The following is a 23,009-nucleotide window of genomic DNA, read 5'->3' as shown; positions in this document are numbered from 1 at the left end:
CGACAAGTTTTTAATAAAGCCAGCTATGTTTCAAAAATAAAAGGGTTGCTGCTGCAACCCTTTTTGATGCCTCTAACAATAGAAAAATTAGACTTTTGCTAAGACTAAATCTACCATCATATCTATGTGTAAGTCATCGTCATTCAAGCATGGTATATAACTAAATTGCTCTCCACCAGCCTCCAAAAAAATTTCTCTACATTCCTCAGAGATCTCTTCAAGTGTTTCTAAGCAGTCACAAGAAAACGCAGGCGTAACAATATCGAGGCGCTTCTTACCCTGAGCGGGCAGTTTTTCTAAGGTTTTATCAGTGTATGGTTGCAGCCATTCTTCACGGCCAAACCGAGATTGATATGTCATACCTATTTGATCTTCATTTAACTCTAAAGCCTCACCGAGCAAACGAGTCGTCTCTTCGCAATGATTTGGATAGATATCGCCATTATCTGCATAACGCTTAGGGATGCCATGGTAGGAACAAAGTAAATACTCTCCTCGCCCGTGCTCTTGCCAGTGACGACGTACCGACTCTGCCAATGCCGCAATGTATTTAGGATGGCGATAATAATCACGAATAAAACTAAATTCCGGCATCACTGGCATTTGCTGAAAAGCTTTTGTCAAACCGTCTGATACCGCGGCTGTTGTGGTACCGGAGTATTGTGGGTACAAGGGTAAAACAATGACTTGCTCTACCCCTTTTTCTTGCAGGGCTTCCAATCCTGTTTGCAAACTTGGGTTACCATAAGTCATGCCCAGTTCAACTGGCATATCAAGTGCAGAAGCGAGCTTCGCCGCTTGCCGCTTCGAATACACCATTAGTGGTGAGCCCTCATCCATCCACACGGATTGATAAAGCTTGGCAACTTTAGGGGCTCGAATAGGCAAAATCACTCCGTGCAATAGAGGACACCAAAGCCAACGGGTCATGTCTACAACTCGGTGGTCATGAAGAAACTGGCTTAAGAAACGCTTGATAGCTGGTGCAGTGGGCTCATCTGGTGTACCAAGGTTTACCAGAAGTACCCCTTTCTTGTTGTTATTTTTCATAATTCCTCAGAACGGTAAACGGCCGTATACATACGGTAATGCTCACAAATAGTTCATCTAAAAAGCCAACTTATTACCCAGATAACTTCAAGGTACAATGTTGGACGATACGGTGTTTTTGAGCTGTTCAATATTACCATTGGTTTAATTGATTTTTTTGTCACTTCAATTATATCAAATAGCGGCGAAATGCTCGATTTCTTACAAGCTTAATTTCTTTATGCACAAGTAACCTCAAGATGCTGCGTTCAGCGAGGTGAACTTAGCTATCAGGCGCAGCAACGATTCGAAGATATAAAAAAAGCGACCCGTTGGCCGCTTGATATTATAAAAACTTATATCATCAACAAATTATGCTAATGCTTTTTCAATGTCAGCACTCACATCTGCAACTTGCTTAGTACCATCAAACTTCAAGTATTGTGTGTTACCTGCTTCGGCTTCTTTGCCGTAGTACTGAATGAGTGGTGCTGTTTGTTCATGGTAAACACCTAGACGTGCGCGTACTGTCTCTTCTTTGTCATCATCACGAACAACCAAGTCTTCACCAGTTACGTCATCTTTACCTTCCACTTTTGGTGGGTTATAGGTAACGTGGTAAGTACGGCCTGACGCAAGATGAGCACGGCGGCCCGCCATACGTTCAACTATAATATTATCAGCAACGTCAAATTCAATAACGTAGTCAACATTAACGCCCATTTCTTTTAAGCCGTCAGCTTGAGGAATCGTACGAGGGAAACCATCAAGTAGGAAGCCTTTTGCGCAATCGTCTTGTGCAATACGCTCTTTAATAAGGCCAAGGATGATCTCATCAGAAACAAGCTGGCCAGCATCGATAACTGCTTTAGCTTGTTTACCTAATTCTGTCCCTGCTTTGATCGCTGCACGTAGCATATCACCAGTAGAAATTTGTGGGATTCCGTATTTTTCCATGATGAAGTTTGCTTGTGTGCCTTTACCTGCACCTGGAGCACCTAGAAGAATGATGCGCATGATTTATCCTCTTTAAAATTTAAAAGTTATACCGAAGCTCACAGTTTCTACACTTTCGATAAGCTTTCACTTTCGATAAAATTATTCGCGCTTACCACGATAAGTTTCGGTATAATGTATTGGCGAGCAAAACTGCACGCCTTACTAATCACATTCAAGTGCTGGGATTCTACCACAGCTTATACCTAGAACATGCAAAATAAAGCCAAAGAGTGTAATGAAGGCTGGCTTTCTCTAGCACGGTTCTTGGGGCGCTTAATGAACGATACCCAAAAAATTGCAAAAATCCCTGAGTATATACCGTAGGTTTCGTCTCGATATCAATAAAAAGCTCGCATAATTGCGAGCTTGTTAATAGATTAGTGCTATTGAGTTAAAAGCTGATTAATGGCACCAACAAACTGAGATGAATCTTCAATAGAGCCACGCTCTGCCAGCATTGCTTGACCCAGTAATACTTCAACCCAACGACCAAACGTCTCTTCATCGGCTTCGTCTGCCATGCGTTTAACTAAGGCATGTTCAGGGTTAATTTCAAAGATATACTTGACTTCAGGAGCAGCTTGTCCCGCAGCCTCCAAGAGCTTCGCCATCTGTGTACCCATTTCAAAATCATCAGTCACAACCACCGCAGGTGTGGTCGCTAATTTAAAGGTAGTACGAACTTCTTTAACTCGATCGCCCAAGTAAGCTTTCGTGCGTTCAACAACAGACTTAAACTCTTCTTCTGTTTCTTTTTGTTTTTCTTTTGCTGTTTCGTCATCAAATTGGCTCAGATCCAAACCTGCTTTGGTAATAGATTGGAATGACTTACCATCGAACTCAGTGAGATAGTTCATCAACCACTCGTCAATGCGATCAAACATTAGAAGAACTTCTATCCCTTTGGCTTTGAATTGCTCAAGATGAGGGCTGTTTTTAGCTGCAGCATAGCTATCAGCTGTCAAGTAATAGATCTTATCTTGACCTTCCTTCATACGCTCAACATAGGAAGCAAGACTCACTGCTTGCTCCGCAGAGTCCAACTCTGTTGATGCAAAGCGTAGTAGACTAGCAATTTTTTCTTTATTGGCCATGTCTTCAGCAGGACCTTCCTTCAAGACAAGACCAAATTCTTTCCAGAATGATTGATATTTTTCTTCATCATTCTTAGCCATACGCTCCAGCATAGTCAGTACACGCTTAGTACAAGCGTTACGTAATGACTGAGTAACTTTATTATCTTGTAATATTTCACGCGAAACATTCAATGGTAAGTCGTTTGAATCTATCAAACCGCGGACAAAGCGAAGGTACGACGGCATGAATTGCTCTGCATCATCCATGATAAAGACACGTTGTACATACAATTTTAGGCCTGACTTGTGATCACGATTCATCATATCCCAAGGTGCCTTAGCTGGAATATAAAGTAAGCTCGTGTAATCATTCTTACCTTCAACTCGATTATGGCTCCAAGTTAATGGATCAGCAAAGTCGTGGGAAACGTGCTTGTAGAACTCTTGGTATTCTTCTTCTGAGATATCCGATTTATTTCGTGTCCAAAGCGCTTGTGCTTTATTTATTTGTTCCCATTTTTTCTCACCTGTTTCTTTGCCTTCTTCATCACGAATGGCCGTTTGAATGGAAACTGGGATACCAATGTGGTCAGAATACTTACTGATCACTTCACGCAAACGCCATTCGTTTAAGAACTCTTTTCCTTCTTCGCGCATGTGAAGAATGATATCTGTACCACGACTTTCTTTATTGATGTTCTCGATGGTGTAGTCACCTTCACCTGAAGAATACCACTGGACGGCTTCATCAGATGACAATCCAGCAGCTCGAGTACGAACAGTAACAGCATCTGCAACAATAAACGCAGAATAGAAGCCAACTCCAAACTGACCAATCAGTTGAGAATCTTTGCTCTGTTCATCAGAAAGGTTAGAGAAAAATTCTGCAGTACCTGATTTTGCAATTGTACCAAGGTGTTCAACTACATCTTCACGGCTCATACCAATACCATTATCAGATACAGTTAACGTACTTGCTTCAGTATCAAAAGATAGCTTCACGCCTAAATCTGCATCACCTTGATATAGCTCCGAGTTTGAAAGCGCTTGGAAACGTAACTTATCTGATGCATCCGATGCGTTCGATATCAACTCGCGCAAAAAGATCTCTTTATTTGAATAAAGGGAGTGGATCATTAAATGAAGTAATTGTTTGACTTCAGATTGAAATCCACGAGTTTCTTTGTTTTGAGATACGGTTTCGCTCATGTTTGCTCCATAATATCTAAATTAAACAGACTTTTATGAGAAAGCCTTAGCTATTGCCAATCGAAAAGGCACGACTGTGATTTCATTAACATGTGGCTGACAAATGTAAATTCAAGGTCAATATTGCTAAAATCAGTGTTTTTTTAGAAAAATTTAATTATCCTTATGGGCTAAAATCATCTAAAAAATACTAGGCATCGGTTTGTAGTCCTCGAACTACACCGTTTAAACCAACGTATTTTCAAACATATCCACCTAAGAAGAACTAAATGACAAACATTGGCACCAAATTTCTGCTAGCTCAGAGATTCGTCTTTGACCCAAATAGTAATTCACTCACTGATCAACAGAGTAACAATGAACTGATCCGATTAGGCAGTAATGAAAGTCGCATTCTCCTAATGTTGACAGAAAGGCCGAATCAAGTTCTGACTCGAGGTGAACTGCATGAGTTTGTATGGCGAGAACAAGGCTTTGAAGTAGATGATTCAAGCTTAACACAGGCAATTTCAACATTACGAAAGTTGCTGAAAGACTCCACAAAGTCACCACAATTTGTAAAAACTGTTCCCAAGCGAGGGTATCAACTGATTTGTTCTGTTGAGCGACTTAACCCTTTCATGGCAGATGTGTCGAATGAGGCTGAAATAGTTCAAAAAGAAAAGGCATTGCTATGTGAAGAATCACCCATTAATGAGATTACTGACACACCACCAAATGTTGAGGAAGAATCTGACACTTTAGTGCCGGAATGCAATCAAGAAGTAATACAGAAAACGTCCAACTGGCCATCACGATTATTGATTGTGCTTGCGTTATTATTACCTATATGTGTTTTTCTGTTCACAAACCCCGCCGAATCTCAATTCCGTCAAGTCGCTGTATTCAATAATGTCCCTGTTATGACGCCGGTCAATCACCCACAATTGACCCAATGGTTGCCTTCTATTGAACAATGTGTCCAACGTTATGTAGAATACCATGCTGATGAATCATTACCTCTTAAAGTCATTGCAACTGGCGAACAGAGTAACCAATTGATCCTGAATTATATTCACGATGTAGATTATTCGTTCGAGAATGTGACTCTTCGCATCTTCGCAGATCGAAACGACCCAACTGATATTTGTAAGAAAGGAACATAACATGAAGATGAAAATTGCTTGTGCCATGTTAGCCGTCTCCTCAGTTTTCAGTAGTTGGCTTTACTGGGGAAGTGACTTTAAAGTCGAACAAGTTCTGACTTCCAGTGAGTGGCAATCTACGATGGTCACCTTAATAAATGAAGAACTCCCAGATGATACTGTTGGTCCATTAAGAAGGGTAAATGTTGATTCCAATGTAAAGTATCTACCCAATGGTGAGTACTTACGCGTAGCTAACATTAAGCTTTTTGCACAAGGTTCTAATGAAGAGTCAACCATTAATATATCTGAAAAAGGCAATTGGGAAGTGAGTGATGATTACTTACTTGTTTCACCTTCAGAGTTTAAAGATATATCAGCCTCTCAGTCACAAGATTTTACCGAGGAGCAACTACGACTCATCACTCAGATTTTCAAACTTGATGCTGAGCAAAGTCGTCGTATTGATGTCGTTAACGAAAAAACATTATTGCTGACAAGCTTGAGCCACGGATCTTCGGTTTTATTCCGGAATTAATCGGCATCGGAACATACATTTGCGAAAGGAAACTTCTCTTCCTTTCGCCTATCATCTCAAAGTAAGTCTTTGACAAGTAAAAGATAGTCGTAAAAAGACCTGGTTAATTCCCTTACAGAGTAAACACAAACACCACATGCTAAACATAGCTAGAAACTTGCTATCACAGCAGAAAGTCTAATGATTCCTCAACGCCTCCACAATCATTGGCACTAAATAAAACCAAGATATATATCCCAAACAAAATAATACGATGCTCCAAAAAATAAAAGAGAGCAATTTAGACTTTGCAAGATGATTAAGTGGATCTGGCTCACCACATCCTGGACAAGTATGAGCACGTTTAGAAATTTGTTTCTCACACACTGGACAAGCAATGAGTGGCATATAAAAAATCCTTAGTAATTTAAGTTCAGTTTAAAAATGATAAACTTCAGAATATAAATATGCAACACAGTGACTTTACAAATTTACCATTTAAGTGGCGGTAAAGTCACATTTATTCTACATATTAAGATAGCCTTAAAACACTCAGGTTTTATGTATATTTCCTAAGCCAAAATAACTTTAAGACTCTATGATAAACACTTTTTCTTGCTTGAAGTTGTAGACTAATCAAGGAGAGGCTTTTTTTTACAGAAAAAAATTTAATAAAATTCAAAAAAATATATTAATTAATTTAAATGTGTAATCCTTTGAACTGATCACTATCCATTTTAAACGTCTATAATATTCGGGTAGAATTTCAATAAAAGAGCAAACATGAAAATACTTCTGACTGGCGGGACAGGTTTTATTGGTTCAGAGCTGTTAAAGCTACTGACAACTCATCAAGTTATATTACTTACTCGCAATCCAGATAGAGCCAAACAAAAACTACAGCATACAGACGTCGGCAATATTGAATACCTAGATAACCTTAATTCTCTTCAGGACCTTAATCATGTCGATGCCGTTATAAATCTCGCAGGAGAACCCATTGCCGATAAACGCTGGAATAAACAACAAAAGGAGTTGATTTGTCAAAGCCGTTGGAAGATTACAGAGCACATCGTCAATTTAATCCATGCCAGTACAGAGCCACCTTCCGTTTTTATCAGCGGCTCAGCCGTAGGTTATTATGGAGACCAGCAGTCTCACCCTTTTGACGAGTGTTTGCATGTGCACAGCAACGCCTTCACACACAACATTTGTGAAAAGTGGGAGCAGATTGCCAAACGAGCAGCATCCAACCAAACTCGAGTTTGTATTTTAAGAACTGGGGTCGTGCTTGGCCAACAAGGAGGAGCTCTAGTCAAAATGTTGTTGCCGTATAAACTCGGACTAGGTGGTCCAATTGGCAGTGGCAACCAATATATTCCTTGGATACACATCCTTGATATGGTCCGAGCTATCATATACCTACTCGATACATCACATGCACATGGAGAATTCAACCTCTGTGCCCCTCACCCTGTAAGTAACCGAAAATTTAGCCGAGCACTTGCTAAAACCCTTAAAAGACCTCACTTCCTCTACACCCCGAAATGGGTTATGAAAATAGCAATGGGAGAATCATCTTGTCTCTTATTTGACAGCCTTAGAGCGAAGCCCAAGAAACTGACAGAATTAGGTTTTAAATTCAGTTATTCTCATGTAGAACCTGCACTCAAGCACTTGCTTCACAATAGAATATGAGAAATGATAGTGATTACCGTGAAGTGATAAGAGCATTTCAACTTTGCAAATATCAGTAATGACTTGTCTATGACCAAAGTTAAATTCAACTGTTCGTCTTTATAAAAAAGCTGCTCATTGTTTTGAAAGGAAACCTAAAACCAGATATGAAAAGATCCATTTTAATTACTGGCTGCTCATCGGGCATTGGATATGTTTGTGCTCATGCCTTACAAAAAAAAGGCTTTCAAGTCATTGCTTCGTGTCGAAAAAAACATGATGTCGAGCGCCTTAAACAAGAAGGGCTTCAATGTATTCAGCTTGACCTTAATGACTCAAGAAGTATTTCTAATGGTGTTGAGAAAGCTTTAGAACTCTCTCAGGGGCAACTCTATGCTATTTTTAACAATGGTGCCTATGGTCAACCTGGTGCTTTAGAAGATTTATCGACCGAAGCTCTACAAGCACAATTTCAGACCAACTTCTTTGGTTGGCATCAACTTGTAACAGAACTTTTACCGCACATGCGTTCCCAAGGTGAGGGACGGATCATTCAAAATAGCTCTGTACTTGGTTTTGCGGCGATGAAATATCGTGGTGCCTATAATGCATCTAAATTTGCTCTAGAGGGCTGGACAGACACTTTACGCTTAGAGTTAATGGACACTAATATCAAAGTATCATTAATAGAACCTGGGCCTATTGAAACAAAATTCAGAGCCAACGCTCTGATCGCTTTTGAGCAATGGATAAATATGGAAAATAGCCCGCATTATGAGGCTTATCTTGAACAGAAGGCTCGCCTCCACCAAGAAACGTCTAAGAATCAGTTTGTCTTACCAGCAGAAGCCTGTATCGCTCCTGTTTTACATGCTTTGACTAACGAAAGACCAAAAATTAGATATCGAGTTACAACGCCAACCAAACTATTTGCTATTCTAAAACGTTGCCTACCTACTCGATGGTTAGACAAAATTTTATATCAAGCAGCATGATGCCGGGTTATATCACAGAATAAAAGCATAGCTAAATTCTACACTTGAATTTTTATCTTTTTAACGCCACTTATTTAGATAGAATCCCAAAAACCAGCAAGGAAACTTTGATGCAATCCCCTTTTATCGTTGAGTTAACAGAGCAAAACTTCCGCGAAACACTTGAAGGGTCAATGAATACCCCTGTCCTGATTCATTTTTGGGCTAGTGCTCAGCCGGAAAGCGCACAGCTTATCCCCGAATTACAAATGCTCACCCAGCAATATAACGGTGCATTCACTCTCGCTTTACTTAACTGCGAACAACAACCCGCTATCGCTTCACAATTTGGCGTACAGGTTCTTCCCACTATTGCGCTATTTACCAATGGCCAAGCAGTTGACGGTATGGGAGGTCCTCAAACAATCGAAGCCATATCTTCAATGCTGCAAAAACATTTACCTAGCCAAGATGAGATGTCTTTCAAGCAAGCAAACACCCTGCTGCAAAGTGGTGAACACACCCAAGCTTTAACGGTATTAGAAAGTCTATCTGAGGGTTGGCAGAACCGTGGAGAAGTAAAGCTCTTAATTGCCGATTGCCTGCTAGAAACCAAGCAATTCGAACGAGCACAGGCAATGCTTGGAAGCATACCACTCGAATACCAAGATAATTACTATAAAGGCCTGATAGCTAAATTAGAACTCCACCTACAAGCCGTTGATAGCCCTGAGCTGCAGCGTTTGGAGCAAGCGTTATCAGAAGCGCCCGATAACCAAGAACTTGCATGTGATCTTGCTATTCAATATAACCAAGTAGGAAGAGATGAAGAAGCACTGGCACTGCTATGGAACATACTGAAAGTTGATTTAGGTGCACGTGATGGAGAAGTGAAAAAGACCTTTATGGATATTTTAAGTGCCCTTGGCCAAGGAAGTGCCCTAGCCAGCCAATACCGTCGACAGCTTTACTCCATTTTATACTAAACTCTTTGAACTTTAGTGCTATCAAACCCTCATAATATCAAGAGAGACTTGGTACTGACCAAGCTTCTCTCTATCGTATACCTCAAGGCTTCCTAACTCCAAACATATTATTAACATTATACATGGTATGCATTCACAAATTTCTCTCCTACTTATTGTTTTAAAAGCATAAATAGGAGAGAATGAGTTAACAATAATATAAATTTAAAAGAGGTTCCCAATGCCAGTTGATTCATTAATTACCATTGGTATTTTCGTCGCACTTGCTATTTTTATCATAGCATCGGGGGTTAAGACTGTACCACAAGGTAACAATTGGACAGTTGAACGTTTTGGACGCTATACACAAACCTTACCACCTGGCTTAAACTTTATTGTTCCATTTGTTGATCGCATTGGTCAAAAAGTCAACATGATGGAGCGTGTACTCGATATTCCTGCTCAAGAGGTGATTTCGAAAGATAATGCGAACGTTGTTATTGACGCAGTTGGCTTTGTGCAAGTTGTTGATGCAGCCAAAGCTGCCTACGAGGTCAATGACCTTGAAAATGCTATCCGAAACTTAACGCTCACAAATATTCGTACCGTCTTAGGTTCTATGGAACTGGATGAGATGCTGAGTCAGCGCGATATGATTAACACTAAATTACTTTCTATTGTCGACCAAGCAACGAATCCTTGGGGTGTGAAGGTCACTCGTATCGAAATAAAAGATGTTCAGCCACCCGCTGACCTAACCGCTGCGATGAATGCCCAAATGAAGGCCGAACGAAACAAACGTGCAGAAATCCTTGAGGCGGAAGGGGTAAGACAAGCAGAAATCTTACGTGCTGAAGGCCAAAAGCAGTCAGAGATCTTAAAAGCTGAAGGTGAAAAGCAATCCGAGATCTTGAAAGCAGAAGCTCGTGAGCGTTCAGCCCAAGCTGAAGCAAAAGCAACCCATATGGTATCTGAAGCTATCGCACAAGGCGATGTCAAAGCAGTGAACTACTTTATTGCTCAAGGCTATACCGAAGCACTAAAGAGTATAGGTCAAGCAGAGAATGGTAAGATCGTGATGCTACCACTCGAGGCCACCGGTCTTATGGGTTCAGTAGCAGGGATTGCCGAGATGTTTAAACAAAGCAAAGAGTAGAAATTGCTTATGGACTTATTCGCCCTCTTAGACAGCATCACTTTTTGGCATTGGATAGCTATCGGTTTAGCTCTTCTCTGTGTTGAATTGATTGGTACCGCAGGCTATTTTCTTTGGCTTGGTATTTCTGCGCTACTTGTTGGAGGCATTCTTTACGCTTTACCGATGAGCTGGCAAATGCAGTGGTTTTCCTTCGCTGCATTCAGTCTCGTGACAACATGGGTTTGGTGGCGCAGCCAAAAAGCGAAAGATCACCAAAGCGATAAAAACAGAACTCTCAATCAAAAACATAAACAGTTAATTGGAAACATCATCACTCTTGATCAAGATTTTACTGTTGGAATGAACAGATTAAGAGTGGGAGATACCACTTGGTCAGCAGAGTCTGAACATAACTTACCTGCTGGAACTCGAGTAGAAATCATGGATGTTGAAGGTATTATTCTCAAAATCAAGCCAGTTTCACGTTAAATAACTAATGGCGGAGCTTACATTCCGCCATTATTATTTGAGGCTTAAGAGCGTTTAACTCAGGCCTATTCACGCTTAGTCACCGTTATATATTTAACTGTTCCTTTCCTTCTGAATAACATCAAAACACTTGATTCAGAGTGATTTTATTTAATTGAGCTCAAAATAGCTTCCTCATATTAATCTCATTAAACCAATTTTTACGGATTTAATTAACAACAAAAAATAAGACCACGACAATTAATAAAATAATTACACATTTTATTAATATTTATAACAATAAAAGTGCAACCAAGGGTATACACAGGGTTATATAGCATTATTAATTGTTAAAAATTAACGACAAAAATTATCAAACTTGGAAAAATAATAAAAAAAATAATTAATTATTAAAATTACTTTGATCTTTTTTATTCTCTATACATAATTAATCCATGAACACAATCTATTTATTGCTTTTCACTCAGTGAGTACATAGGAGAAAAAAATGAGATTGATTTTAATTTCAATACTAGGAACACTATTTACATTTGGTGCCCTTGCAAGCTCTTCTGAAAATCAGGGAGCAGGTCTAGGCAAATATGAAGAATGTATTAATAAAAATGGTGAGAAGATGTATGTTCCTGAAGGTTATTGCCAATTGGTGGGTAAAAAGCATTAATGCTTACCTTAGGTAATCAAGTTTAAACCAAGTAATTGAGATAAGCTTGATGCCTCATCAAATGGCTATGATTAGTAAACTTCAGAACTCCGAAATCAATGGTAAGCGACCCGACTTCAATAAATTCTATTTCTGGTAATCATACACTTATAGGGTTTAAACATATGAAATCGGGTCAATGACACAACATTAGATCACCGCACACCTATGAATAAAACCCCATGAACCGTGCTTTTAAAATATCTGCATATTTTAAAGTCACGGTATGCTTAATTAAGCATATGCTTGAAGTCGCGACAAGCTAATAAATTAACTACATATGCTAAAGGCTACTGCATAATTGCCCAAGCTAAGAATTCTTTTTGTTCTGTAACGGTCAATCCTTTAAATTGCCCTTTTAAACTTTCAACTTTTGCGGTTTTGCGTAATGATATATTTATTTTCTTTGGTTGAAGTTGCTTTTCTCTCTCGGCTTTAATTTTTGACTCTTTTATTAATTCTACCTTGGATTTTTCACCTGCCTCTGGTAGTGCAGCAGTCAAGGCTTCATTAGACAATTCAAATGTATGGCCATGTGCCATATTATAGGCTGCTAACTCATCACTATAGTCGCGGATAAGCCCCTTCCCAGGCTCTAGCACACCTTCATGAACGCTCATAATATTACCATCATTCTGAATAATTTTAGCTTTTGGATTGGTTTGAAAGTCACCTACTTCTTCTGATGAATTAAAAGCTTTGCCTGGTTCAATACGAAGATTTGTATCTGAAGCGTCAAAAGTCAGCACAATAGGTTCCGATTTAAATTTTGTGAAGACACCTTTATCTCTGATTAGCTTGGACACACGAATTACAAGTTGGTTTGTGCCATTAGGTAGTTCCGCTTTCGTCATTTGATTAACGAATGAGCCAACTTCTTCACCATTTATCAACATAGGTTCAATTGCCACATCAAAGTCGACATTGACTGTAGCGAAAGAACTAAATGATGTCATTAGGCCTGTAACTAAAAGTGTCTTATATAAAAATTTCATTATTTAGTCCTTATGAATTGAAAAATGCGAGTACCAAGGGCACTCGCAAAATTGACAGTATAAATGTAATCACTTGATAAATTAGAAGTAGTATTCAGCACCAAGAAGCAGACGAGTTGTATCGTCAGCATCGTTACTATCGTTAAAGTCGTAGTTACGTACGTCCATATATAGGTAAGTACTTGGTAATAAGTAACCTAAACGAGCAGTAATCGCTTGGTCAGCAGAATCTGCTACACCATCTGCATCATCAGTTGCAGCATAGCCTAGTTTCACCAAAAGTTTATCTGTAAACATGTATTGTGCTGTTGCAGAGACCGCATTTTGCTTATCACCACCCGCTTCCATCATTTTGTAAGCAGCACTTAGTGTTACTTTATCTAGGTAAACGTTACCGCCAACAATAGCGTATGAATGGTCAACAAATGACTTATCTTCTGCTTCACCGCGATTGTAGTAACCAGCATGTAAGCTGTACTTTTCTTGTGTAAAGTATACTGCAGCAGAAGCAATGATATCCGATGTGGATTTTTCCATACCAGAGAACGTCGCATTAAAGTTCACTGGACCGATTTTTGCCGATTCGAAACGAATCATATTATCAGCACGATCTTGGAATGAGACACCTAGATCGTTATTCCAGTCGAATACATTACCAAGACCTGGATTTGAGTGAGGCCAGTCAACGATATCGTAAGTTGCGTGTGTCATGCGACCAATTTTAACGTTACCAAAATCGAAGCCTAAACCAACGAACGTGTCACGACCACCTAAGATACCGCGATCACTTGCCCAAGCTGAATCTGCGTGAGATGCCCAGCCAGACTCGATTTGCCATAATAAATCAGCTGGAAAATCTTCGTAAGTATGTTTACCTTTAAAACCAATTTTCGATTCTATGCCAACTGTGTTATTTGAGTCTTTACCACTTGCTTTTGGCGCATCAAACAGATTGTAAGCCGCAGCCGTACCATAGATCTCAAAATTCTCACCGGCTAACTGAACCGCCGCATTTGCAGAACCTGCTGCTGCGATAGCAACACCAAGAAGTGAGCGTTTAATTATTTTGTTCATGGAAAACTCCTAAATATATATAGCTGATTTTTCCTCTTACTTTTAGTTGGCCGCCGAAAGTCAAGAGGAAACTCATAAGTAAACCGAATCATTAGTATTGGTTTTTCAAACCCCTGCATACACAACGTGTATCCATGCCTATAAGACTAACTTCGAGCTCAAAAACATCCAAACGGAACTTATTTTTTCTCTAAAAAAATATGAGCCAGAACAAAGTTCCATAACACTTATTGATCTAGATCTTATTTTTAATTTTATTTTTAAGACGTAAGTAATTAAAAAAACGCAAGATAATAGGAATATAAATGTGATATAAAGCTCAGTTTATAACTAAATATCAAAACAAAAGTAAATAAAACACAGAGGACACTAAAGTGTTACAAATTAATAATTTTCTACACATATAGACTTTATTAAGAAACAAAAAAAGCCTCATTAATATTAAATCAGAGGCTTTTGAAATGATGTTTACATTTTAGGGGACGTTCTTAAAGGTCAATACGTATAAAATAAGCCTTAACCTTGCCATGAAGAGCAGTAATGAGCTCGTTATTTCATCAGTTCAAGAAGATCTTGCTCTGTTCTTACTTCAATGCCAAGCTCTTGTGCTTTAGCGAGTTTCGACCCCGCATTCTCACCTGCAAATAAGATATCGGTTTTTTTCGATACACTACCTGTTACCTTCGCTCCCAAGTTTTGTAGCGCCTCTTTTGCTTCTGAGCGCCCCAACTGAGACAGTGAGCCGGTTAGAACCACAGTTTTACCTTCTAATGGCAATACAACTCCTTGTTGTGGAAGCGCAATTTCTGGCCAGTAAATGCCTTGTTGGAGTAGATCGTTGACGACTTGTTGATTCTTTTCTTCACCGAAGAAGGTCGTGATATGCTTGGCCACCACATCACCGATATCTTGTACTTCAACAAGTTGCTCTTGTGTCGCCTGCTGAATCAACTCCAAGGTTTTAAAGTGCTGAGCCAGATTCGCAGCAGTAGCCTCACCCACTTCTCGAATACCTAACGAATATAAGAAACGCGGTAACGTGGTTAGCTTAGATTTTTCTAATGCATTGACAACATTAGTTGCAGACTTCGGTCCCATCCGCTCTAATACGGTTAATACACCGGCTGAGAGCTTAAATAAATCAGCGGGTGTTTCGACCATCTCGCGATCCACAAGTTGCTCTATTACTTTTTCACCCAGACCATCAACATCTAAAGCTTTACGAGAGACAAAATGCTTTAGTGCTTCTTTACGCTGCGCTTGGCAAACCAGTCCACCAGTACAACGAGTCACGGCTTCGCCATCGATTCGCTCAAGATGAGAGTGGCACACAGGGCATGACTCAGGGTAAATAATCGGACGTGCATCAGCAGGGCGACGATCTTTGATCACCGAGACAATTTGGGGTATCACATCCCCTGCCCTACGAATAACAACTTGATCACCAATCATAACCTGTAAACGATCAATCTCATCGGCATTATGCAAAGTGGCATTACTGACCGTCACTCCCCCGACAAAGACAGGTTCAAGTTTAGCAACAGGGGTAATCGCTCCTGTCCGACCCACTTGAAACTCAACCTCATTAAGGGTGGTGATTTCCTCTTGTGCTGGAAATTTATAAGCAATAGCCCAACGCGGTGCACGAGATACAAAACCCAGTTGTTCCTGAATTGCGATATCATCAATTTTGATTACAACGCCATCAATTTCATAGGCTAATGCATCGCGGCGCGCCAATATATCTTGATAGTACGCTTTTACCTCTGCCAGATTATCGACTCGCTTGGTTTCAGGGCACATTGGTAGACCCCAAGATTTAATTTGTAGAAAACGCTCATAATGGCTTGCAGCCAACACATCCCCATCAACAACACCCACGCTGTAAGCATAAAAGCTCAATGGTCGGGAAGCCGTCACACGAGAGTCAAGCTGGCGTAAGCTGCCTGCCGCTGCATTACGAGGGTTGACGAATACCTTCTCACCTTTTTTAAGGGCCATTGCATTGAGTTTGTCAAACCCAGCTTTTGGCATAAACACTTCACCGCGGACTTCCAAACGAGCTGGCCAATCTTTGCCTTGTAATTTAAGTGGAATCGCGCTGATTGTTCTCACGTTCTCAGTGATATTTTCGCCTGTTGTACCATCACCTCGAGTCGCAGCTTGAATCAATACACCATTTTCATACAGTAAACTCACCGCTAATCCATCGAGCTTAGGCTCACAACAATATTGCTTGATAATTTGTCCCTGGATGCGGTCTTGTGCTCGTTTATGAAAACCTTCTAACTCTTCATCATCAAAAGCATTGTCTAAAGAGAGCATCGGGACTTCATGCGTCACCTGACTAAACTCAGATAAAGGCTGGCCGCCTACTCGCTGACTTGGAGAATCAACGCTGACCAGTTCTGGGTGCTGAGCTTCAATGTCTAATAGTTCTCGCATCATGCGATCATATTCCGCATCGGGAACTTCTGGATTGTCTTCAACATAATAACGAACGGCATGGTAGTGCAGCGATGCTTTTAATTCTTCTAGTCGTTTGAGTACAGATTCCGACATTTTAGCGCCTCGTGTTTAATCATTAGTGAGGTTGAAAATCTAACAAAAAGGGCCCCGACTGGAGCCCCTATCATTATTTTTAGTTGGGGAATTAAGATAAAGCGGCATTAAAGTCCGCAATCTGGCGTCGATAGGAAGCAAGTCTGTCAGGAGTCATGAGATTTCTCTGATCATCCAATACATTACCTCCCATATCATCAGCGATTTGTTGAGCAATACGTAGCATCAGATTGAAGTTTTGATCCGCTTCCCCGTAGCAAGGTAACGTCATAAAGAACGAGATACCTTGGGTGGTAAACTCTGCTGGATCATCGTGTTCTAATGTACCTGGCTGCATCATATTAGCGACACTAAAGAGCACTTTACCATTACCCGATAAATCAATATGACGATGGAAAATGTTCATCTCACCATATATCAAACCATTTTGTTGCATGCTGTCAAAAAGCTTCGTTCCAACAAAAGGAGCTTCACCAGCACAATGCACATTTAACACTATGACCTGCATTTCAGGCTCTGCTTTTGGCTTTTCAGGTTCTTCCATTCTATGGGAAGATTGTAAATCTTCGCCAAGTATAACCGGACTCTCTGCTAACGCCTCAATGACAGGCTCATTTTTAACCGTGTCCATGCTTGCTTCTGAATATGATGCAACAATATCGTTGTCTGCTGTTTTGGCAGAAAAAGCAGGAATCTCTTCTTCTTCAACTCTATCAGATTCTTTGAGCTTAGTTTCAGCCATATCATCGATAAGAGGATCAACAGCCAGTGACTGCTCAAACTCATTGCTAGGACCGAAGCCAGGTTCCTTACGTTCCTTACGAATAGTTTCAACATCATCGTCTACCTCACGACGAGACATCTGTGCCTTTTTATCCTGCTCACTGCTATTCTCAACGTCCAGTTTACTGAACGGCTTATTACCAAACTTTGCTTTGCCGTCTTTTTTGCTACTCCATAAACCATGAAATAGCAAAGCAGCGATGGCTAAAACGCCAACGACAATGAGTACGATTCGCAATTCCTGCATTATTTACTCTCAATCTACTTGCTGTTACTGCCATGCACCATAAGGCAGCACCCCAAGTGCATAAATCCTAGTGATGCTGTTACTTTACCAAAACTATATGTAGGTTTAGAACAAATTAATTCAATAAGTTTCGTTTTTGTTGTGATTTTTGCCTCGATTCCATATTAGACAACTTTTTTCTCCCAGTTTGAAAGAATAATTTGAGTAGGTACAATAGACAAATACTTACACTAAAATAACTTCCATATGAGCCTAAACATCCACCCCAAAACAGGATTCGGTTATCTCCTATACGGAGCAAAGATCGCCCTTTCACCTAAAATAAGACGTTTTGTCATATTACCTCTTGCCGCTAACATTTTGCTTATTGGTAGTGCTATCTTCTACCTTTTCTCAAACCTAAACATATGGATTGAAGATTGGCTCGGACAATTACCTGATTTTCTATCTTGGCTCACTTACATTTTGTGGCCTCTTTTAGGATTGACCATTTTGGCAACGTTTTCCTACTTTTTTAGTACGCTTGCAAATTTTATCGCCGCTCCCTTTAACGGACTTCTAGCCGAAAAAGTAGAAGAGTTTCTAACAGGACAACCTTTGAATGATGACGGAGTTATCGACGTCATCAAAGATGTACCTCGTGTTTTAGCCCGAGAATGGCGCAAATTGCTTTATGTTTTACCTAAAGCCATTGGCCTCTTTCTTTTGTTGTTAATCCCAGCCATTGGACAGGTTCTGGGGCCTATTTTATGGTTCTTGTTCACAGCTTGGATGCTTGCTATTCAATATTGTGATTACCCATTTGATAATCATAAAGTCTCATTCAATGATATGCGTTACAAGTTGAAACAAAAACAAAGCCAGGCCTACGGGTTCGGGATGCTGGTTTCTATTTTTACCACTATACCGATTATTAACCTCATTATAATGCCCGTTGCCGTCTGTGGAGCCACGGCAATGTGGGTGATGGAATTCAAACATCAACGCTAAGCCTACCACTTAAAACTTAGAGGGAGAAATGACTACTCTCCCTCATTTTTAGATAATTTAGTGTGAGCTCATAAGATATAACTTTTTAATCCTTTTCCCTTTTTTTCATAGCACATATGCTTTTAGCTGTATCCTTTGAACCATATTTCAAAGCTTTTCATGCAGAGGCCCATTATGAACAAGATCTATGAAGACAACTCCCTTACTATTGGTAATACTCCTCTTGTCCGCCTAAATAAAGTCAGCAACGGCAATGTCCTAGCAAAAATTGAAGCACGAAACCCAAGCTTCAGCGTGAAGTGTCGTATCGGTGCAAACATGATTTGGGCAGCAGAAAAAGCGGGGTCTCTTAAGCCAGGTATTGAACTTGTCGAACCAACCAGTGGTAACACAGGTATTGCACTTGCATTTGTAGCAGCCGCTCGTGGTTACAAACTCACTTTAACAATGCCTGAGTCAATGAGCCTTGAGCGCCGTAAACTCCTCAAGGCTCTGGGTGCCAATCTGGAACTCACCGAAGCAGCAAAAGGAATGAAAGGCGCGATTACAAAAGCAGAAGAAATTGTCGCAAAAGATCCAGAAAAGTATCTCCTTTTACAGCAGTTTGATAACCCAGCGAATCCTGAAATTCACGCAAAAACTACAGGCCCTGAAATTTGGGAAGCAACAAATGGTGACATTGACGTATTCGTAGCAGGCGTTGGTACAGGTGGAACACTCACAGGTACGAGCCGTTTCATCAAAGGTGAAAAAAAGAAATTAATTACTTCTGTGGCTGTCGAACCGGCAGAGTCACCCGTAATTAGTCAATTGTTAGCAGGTGAAGATATTCAACCAGCCCCACATAAAATTCAAGGTATCGGTGCTGGCTTCATTCCGGGCAATCTAGATTTAGAATTAGTTGACCGTGTGGAGCAAGTTACTTCGGAAGAAGCCATTGAAATGGCTCGTCGCCTAATGAAAGAAGAAGGTATTTTAGCAGGAATATCTTCAGGTGCTGCCGTCGTCGCGGCAAATAGAATATCAGAGCTACCTGAATTTAAAGGTAAAACCATTGTAACCATTCTTCCCAGTTCAGGTGAGCGCTACTTAAGTACTGCTTTATTTACTGGCCTATTTTCTGAAAAAGAGAACCAACAGTAATATGTAGTCAAATCAACTTTTCGTCCAAAAAAGCCCCAACTAGGGGCTTTTTTGTTGATCCTAGCCCCACCTTTGGTAATATCAGGGGGTTTTATTTTTAGGTTCAAAATAAAGAATCTAAGCCAAAAGATTTCAAGCGGCTGAAACAGCAACAATTTGCGCATCCGCCAAATTTTTGACTAGTATCTTTCTGAAACGCTTTAGTACCCTTATTCGATAATTAAGGGGAAGTAGTTAATCTGATACAGTCACAACTGACAAAAATACATTTATCGGGGTATATCACATGTACGAGAAGCAAGTAGAAATCACAGCAGAAAACGGTCTCCACACTCGCCCAGCTGCACAATTTGTTAAAGAAGCAAAAAGCTTCGAAGCAGATATTACTGTGACTTCTAACGGTAAAAGCGCTAGCGCAAAAAGCCTTTTCAAACTACAAACACTAGGCCTTGTAAAAGGCACTCTAGTTACTATCTCAGCTGAAGGCCCACAAGCTCAACAAGCTGTTGATCACCTAGTTGCCCTGATGGATCAACTACACTAATCTGATATGCTGTTCCTAAAGCCATTTTGTTAAGCAAAGTGGCTTTATTGGAAATAGGCTCAAAACTAAGCTAAAACTAATCGTTAGCGCACTCATTATTTTCCGTTTTTAAAGTTGACCAACTTAAGGTAAGGCTATGATTTCAGGCATTCTAGCATCTCCTGGTATTGCAATCGGTAAAGCACTACTCCTTCAAGAAGATGAAATTGTCCTAAATACAAACACTATTTCTGATGACCAAATAGAAGCAGAAGTTGCTCGTTTTTTTGACGCACGTAACAAATCTTCAGCTCAATTAGAGACAATCAAGCAAAAAGCACTTGAAACGTTTGGTGAGGAAAAAGAAGCGATCTTTGAAGGTCACATCATGCTTCTTGAAGATGAAGAGCTAGAAGAAGAGATCCTAGCACTTATCAAAAACGACAAAATGTCTGCCGATCTCGCAATTCACTCTGTTATTGAAGAGCAAGCAACAGCCCTTGAATCTCTTGACGATGAATACCTTAAAGAGCGTGCAACAGACATTCGTGATATTGGTACTCGTTTTGTTAAAAACGCACTTGGCATCAACATTGTTTCATTAAGCGATATCAATGAAGAAGTCCTTCTTGTTGCTTACGATTTGACGCCTTCTGAAACCGCACAAATCAACCTTGATTACGTTTTAGGTTTCGCATGTGATATTGGTGGTCGTACTTCTCATACCTCAATCATGGCTCGCTCTCTAGAGTTACCTGCCATTGTTGGTACTAACGACATCACTAAGCAAGTTAAAAATGGCGATATGCTGATTCTTGATGCAATGAACAACAAAATTGTTATCAACCCATCTGAAGCTGAACTTGAAGAAGCTAAAGTTGTAAAAGCTGCATTCTTTGCTGAGAAAGAAGAACTAGCTCAGCTAAAAGATCTACATGCAGAGACTCTTGATGGACATCGCGTAGAAGTATGCGGCAACATCGGGACAGTAAAAGATTGTGACAGTATCATTCGCAATGGTGGTGAAGGTGTTGGGCTTTACCGCACTGAATTTCTTTTTATGGACCGTGATGCACTTCCAACTGAAGAAGAGCAGTACAAAGCTTATAAAGAGGTCGCTGAAGCCATGAATGGTGAATCTGTTATTATCCGTACTATGGATATTGGCGGTGATAAAGATCTCCCATACATGGATCTACCAAAAGAGATGAACCCGTTCTTAGGTTGGCGTGCGGTACGTATCAGCTTGGATCGTCGTGAAATCCTACGTGACCAGTTACGTGGTATCCTTCGTGCATCAGCACACGGTAAGCTACGTATCATGTTCCCAATGATCATCTCTGTTGAAGAAATCCGTGAGCTTAAAAAAACCATCGAAGAGTACAAAGCAGAGCTGCGCGCTGAAGGCCATGCATTTGATGAAAGTATCGAAATTGGTGTCATGGTTGAGACTCCAGCGGCAGCCGCTATCGCGCACCACCTAGCGAAGGAAGTGGCTTTCTTCTCTATCGGTACCAATGACTTAACTCAGTACACACTAGCAGTAGATCGTGGTAACGAGATGATTTCTCACCTATACAACCCACTGTCACCAGCAGTACTTACTGTAATTAAGCAGGTTATCGACGCTTCTCATGCGGAAGGTAAGTGGACTGGTATGTGTGGTGAGCTTGCAGGTGATGAACGTGCGACACTTTTACTTCTAGGAATGGGGCTAGATGAGTTCTCGATGAGCGGCATCTCAATCCCTAAAGTGAAGAAAGTTATCCGTAACTCTAACTTTTCTGAAGTAAAAGCTATGGCTGAAAAAGCTCTTTCTCTACCAACAGCAGCAGAAATTGAAGCCGTTGTTGAGCAGTTCATTGCAGAGAAAACTCAATAATTCACTGATTACACGGAGATAGGCGATCAAAATAGTCGTCTATCACACCAGATTGGTATACTATAATTCGACAGAATTGAATAAAACGTTAGGAGCACGACACAATGGGTCTGTTTGACAAACTTAAGAAGCTAGTATCTGACGACAGCGCTGACGCAGGTGCAATTGAAATTATCGCACCACTTTCTGGTGAAATCGTAAACATCGAAGATGTGCCAGATGTTGTTTTTGCTGAAAAAATCGTTGGTGACGGTATTGCTATCAAACCTGCTGGTAACAAGATGGTAGCTCCTGTAAACGGTACTATCGGTAAAATCTTCGAAACAAACCATGCATTCTCTATCGAGTCTGACGATGGTGTTGAACTTTTCGTTCACTTCGGTATTGATACTGTTGAACTAAAAGGCGAAGGTTTCAAACGTATTGCTGAAGAAGGTCAAACTGTAAAAGTTGGTGATACAATCATTGAATTTGATCTCGCTCTTCTAGAAGAGAAAGCAAAATCGACGCTAACACCAGTAGTTATCTCTAACATGGACGAAATCAAAGAGCTAAACAAGCTTGCTGGTTCTGTTAACGTTGGTGAAACACCAGTTCTTCGTGTGACTAAGTAATCAACTTAATTCAACACGAAAAAAACGCTGCACATTGCAGCGTTTTTTTATACCTTTATGATCCCTCTGCATTCCAGTCACCTTCTATCAATAAGTGTTCCTCTATACTCTATCCAAGTAACTTGGAAGAACTTCTATTTCGCTTCCTTGTCTCCCTTTCATTTGATTCAGTAACATTGCTCTGAATGAAGCATTTTGAGGTAACTCATGTATAGAGAGTTTAAAGAAACAAATGGATCAAAAAACCCAGCCGAAGCTGGGTTTTCCTAACAGACTTTTTGCTTCCAAGGTATTGTTAG

At 40.3% G+C, this 23,009-nt stretch carries 21 protein-coding genes; 13 read left to right on the top strand and 8 right to left on the bottom strand.

What is annotated here, in order from left to right; translation table 11 throughout:
* Positions 1 to 87: 87 nt before the first annotated feature.
* The 3 genes from hemH to htpG all read right to left on the bottom strand — a co-directional run bounded on the left by hemH (position 88) and on the right by htpG (position 4,313).
* Entirely contained in the window at positions 88 to 1,050 is a 963-nt protein-coding gene (gene hemH, locus VSA01S_RS04160) for a ferrochelatase (RefSeq protein WP_039979294.1), read from the bottom strand.
* A 351-nt stretch (positions 1,051 to 1,401) separates the two neighbouring features.
* Complete coding sequence (gene adk / locus VSA01S_RS04155) at positions 1,402 to 2,046, bottom strand: adenylate kinase (protein ID WP_039979295.1); 645 nt, start codon at positions 2,044 to 2,046, stop codon at positions 1,402 to 1,404.
* A gap of 365 nt (positions 2,047 to 2,411) precedes the next feature.
* Positions 2,412 to 4,313: a molecular chaperone HtpG gene (htpG, locus tag VSA01S_RS04150; protein WP_039979296.1), complete on the bottom strand. Its 1,902-nt coding sequence runs from the start codon at positions 4,311 to 4,313 to the stop codon at positions 2,412 to 2,414.
* Positions 4,314 to 4,582: 269 nt separating this feature from the next.
* Between htpG and VSA01S_RS04145 the strand changes: the two genes are divergently transcribed.
* Positions 4,583 to 5,458, top strand: coding sequence for a winged helix-turn-helix domain-containing protein (locus VSA01S_RS04145; RefSeq protein ID WP_039979297.1), 876 nt, complete (start codon positions 4,583 to 4,585; stop codon positions 5,456 to 5,458).
* A 1-nt stretch (position 5,459) separates the two neighbouring features.
* On the top strand, positions 5,460 to 5,975 hold the full coding sequence (locus VSA01S_RS04140) for a regulatory protein ToxS (RefSeq protein ID WP_039979298.1): 516 nt from the start codon (positions 5,460 to 5,462) through the stop codon (positions 5,973 to 5,975).
* Positions 5,976 to 6,152: 177 nt separating this feature from the next.
* Here VSA01S_RS04140 and VSA01S_RS20250 read toward each other — a convergent pair whose 3' ends face one another.
* Positions 6,153 to 6,362 carry a hypothetical protein gene (locus tag VSA01S_RS20250; protein ID WP_039979300.1) on the bottom strand — a complete coding sequence of 70 codons (210 nt, stop codon included), beginning with the start codon at positions 6,360 to 6,362 and terminating at the stop codon, positions 6,153 to 6,155.
* Between the two features lie 375 nt (positions 6,363 to 6,737).
* Here VSA01S_RS20250 and VSA01S_RS04130 point away from each other — a divergent pair, with 375 nt between their 5' ends.
* From VSA01S_RS04130 to VSA01S_RS19935, 6 genes are all read left to right on the top strand, one after another.
* Positions 6,738 to 7,652, top strand: a complete 915-nt coding sequence (locus tag VSA01S_RS04130) for a TIGR01777 family oxidoreductase (protein ID WP_039979301.1) — start codon at positions 6,738 to 6,740, stop codon at positions 7,650 to 7,652.
* Between the two features lie 146 nt (positions 7,653 to 7,798).
* Positions 7,799 to 8,626, top strand: a complete 828-nt coding sequence (locus tag VSA01S_RS04125) for an SDR family oxidoreductase (protein ID WP_039979302.1) — start codon at positions 7,799 to 7,801, stop codon at positions 8,624 to 8,626.
* 110 nt (positions 8,627 to 8,736) lie between these two features.
* Entirely contained in the window at positions 8,737 to 9,591 is an 855-nt protein-coding gene (locus VSA01S_RS04120) for a thioredoxin family protein (RefSeq protein ID WP_039979303.1), read from the top strand.
* 220 nt (positions 9,592 to 9,811) lie between these two features.
* Positions 9,812 to 10,726 carry an SPFH domain-containing protein gene (locus VSA01S_RS04115; protein WP_039979304.1) on the top strand — a complete coding sequence of 305 codons (915 nt, stop codon included), beginning with the start codon at positions 9,812 to 9,814 and terminating at the stop codon, positions 10,724 to 10,726.
* A 9-nt stretch (positions 10,727 to 10,735) separates the two neighbouring features.
* Positions 10,736 to 11,197: an NfeD family protein gene (locus VSA01S_RS04110; RefSeq protein WP_039979305.1), complete on the top strand. Its 462-nt coding sequence runs from the start codon at positions 10,736 to 10,738 to the stop codon at positions 11,195 to 11,197.
* Between the two features lie 487 nt (positions 11,198 to 11,684).
* On the top strand, positions 11,685 to 11,858 hold the full coding sequence (locus VSA01S_RS19935) for a hypothetical protein (RefSeq protein WP_158000783.1): 174 nt from the start codon (positions 11,685 to 11,687) through the stop codon (positions 11,856 to 11,858).
* Between the two features lie 329 nt (positions 11,859 to 12,187).
* On the opposite strand, the gene VSA01S_RS04105 is transcribed toward VSA01S_RS19935, so the two are convergent.
* The 4 genes from VSA01S_RS04105 to zipA form a co-directional block, all read right to left on the bottom strand.
* Positions 12,188 to 12,892: a DUF2057 family protein gene (locus VSA01S_RS04105; RefSeq protein ID WP_050567364.1), complete on the bottom strand. Its 705-nt coding sequence runs from the start codon at positions 12,890 to 12,892 to the stop codon at positions 12,188 to 12,190.
* A gap of 81 nt (positions 12,893 to 12,973) precedes the next feature.
* Positions 12,974 to 13,966 (bottom strand): porin, encoded by a 993-nt coding sequence (locus VSA01S_RS04100; protein ID WP_039981819.1) that lies wholly within the window; start codon positions 13,964 to 13,966, stop codon positions 12,974 to 12,976.
* A 549-nt stretch (positions 13,967 to 14,515) separates the two neighbouring features.
* Positions 14,516 to 16,528, bottom strand: a complete 2,013-nt coding sequence (ligA, locus tag VSA01S_RS04095) for an NAD-dependent DNA ligase LigA (protein ID WP_039981820.1) — start codon at positions 16,526 to 16,528, stop codon at positions 14,516 to 14,518.
* Positions 16,529 to 16,619: 91 nt separating this feature from the next.
* Complete coding sequence (gene zipA / locus VSA01S_RS04090; protein ID WP_039981821.1) at positions 16,620 to 17,558, bottom strand: cell division protein ZipA; 939 nt, start codon at positions 17,556 to 17,558, stop codon at positions 16,620 to 16,622.
* Positions 17,559 to 17,804: 246 nt separating this feature from the next.
* Here zipA and cysZ point away from each other — a divergent pair, with 246 nt between their 5' ends.
* The 5 genes from cysZ (at position 17,805) to crr (ending at position 22,710) form a co-directional block, all read left to right on the top strand.
* Entirely contained in the window at positions 17,805 to 18,548 is a 744-nt protein-coding gene (cysZ, locus tag VSA01S_RS04085) for a sulfate transporter CysZ (protein WP_039981822.1), read from the top strand.
* 174 nt (positions 18,549 to 18,722) lie between these two features.
* Positions 18,723 to 19,691, top strand: a complete 969-nt coding sequence (cysK, locus tag VSA01S_RS04080) for a cysteine synthase A (RefSeq protein ID WP_039981823.1) — start codon at positions 18,723 to 18,725, stop codon at positions 19,689 to 19,691.
* Positions 19,692 to 19,977: 286 nt separating this feature from the next.
* Positions 19,978 to 20,235 carry an HPr family phosphocarrier protein gene (locus tag VSA01S_RS04075; protein ID WP_039981824.1) on the top strand — a complete coding sequence of 86 codons (258 nt, stop codon included), beginning with the start codon at positions 19,978 to 19,980 and terminating at the stop codon, positions 20,233 to 20,235.
* Between the two features lie 136 nt (positions 20,236 to 20,371).
* Complete coding sequence (gene ptsI, locus VSA01S_RS04070; RefSeq protein ID WP_039981825.1) at positions 20,372 to 22,096, top strand: phosphoenolpyruvate-protein phosphotransferase PtsI; 1,725 nt, start codon at positions 20,372 to 20,374, stop codon at positions 22,094 to 22,096.
* 104 nt (positions 22,097 to 22,200) lie between these two features.
* On the top strand, positions 22,201 to 22,710 hold the full coding sequence (gene crr / locus VSA01S_RS04065; protein WP_021711701.1) for a PTS glucose transporter subunit IIA: 510 nt from the start codon (positions 22,201 to 22,203) through the stop codon (positions 22,708 to 22,710).
* The last annotated feature ends 299 nt before the right edge of the window (positions 22,711 to 23,009 follow it).

The sequence above is a fragment of the Vibrio sagamiensis NBRC 104589 genome (genome assembly GCF_007990935.1).
Classification (GTDB): domain Bacteria; phylum Pseudomonadota; class Gammaproteobacteria; order Enterobacterales; family Vibrionaceae; genus Vibrio; species Vibrio sagamiensis.
The sequence above is the reverse complement of the archived record's forward strand: the minus strand, read 5'-3'. Positions and strand labels throughout refer to the sequence as shown.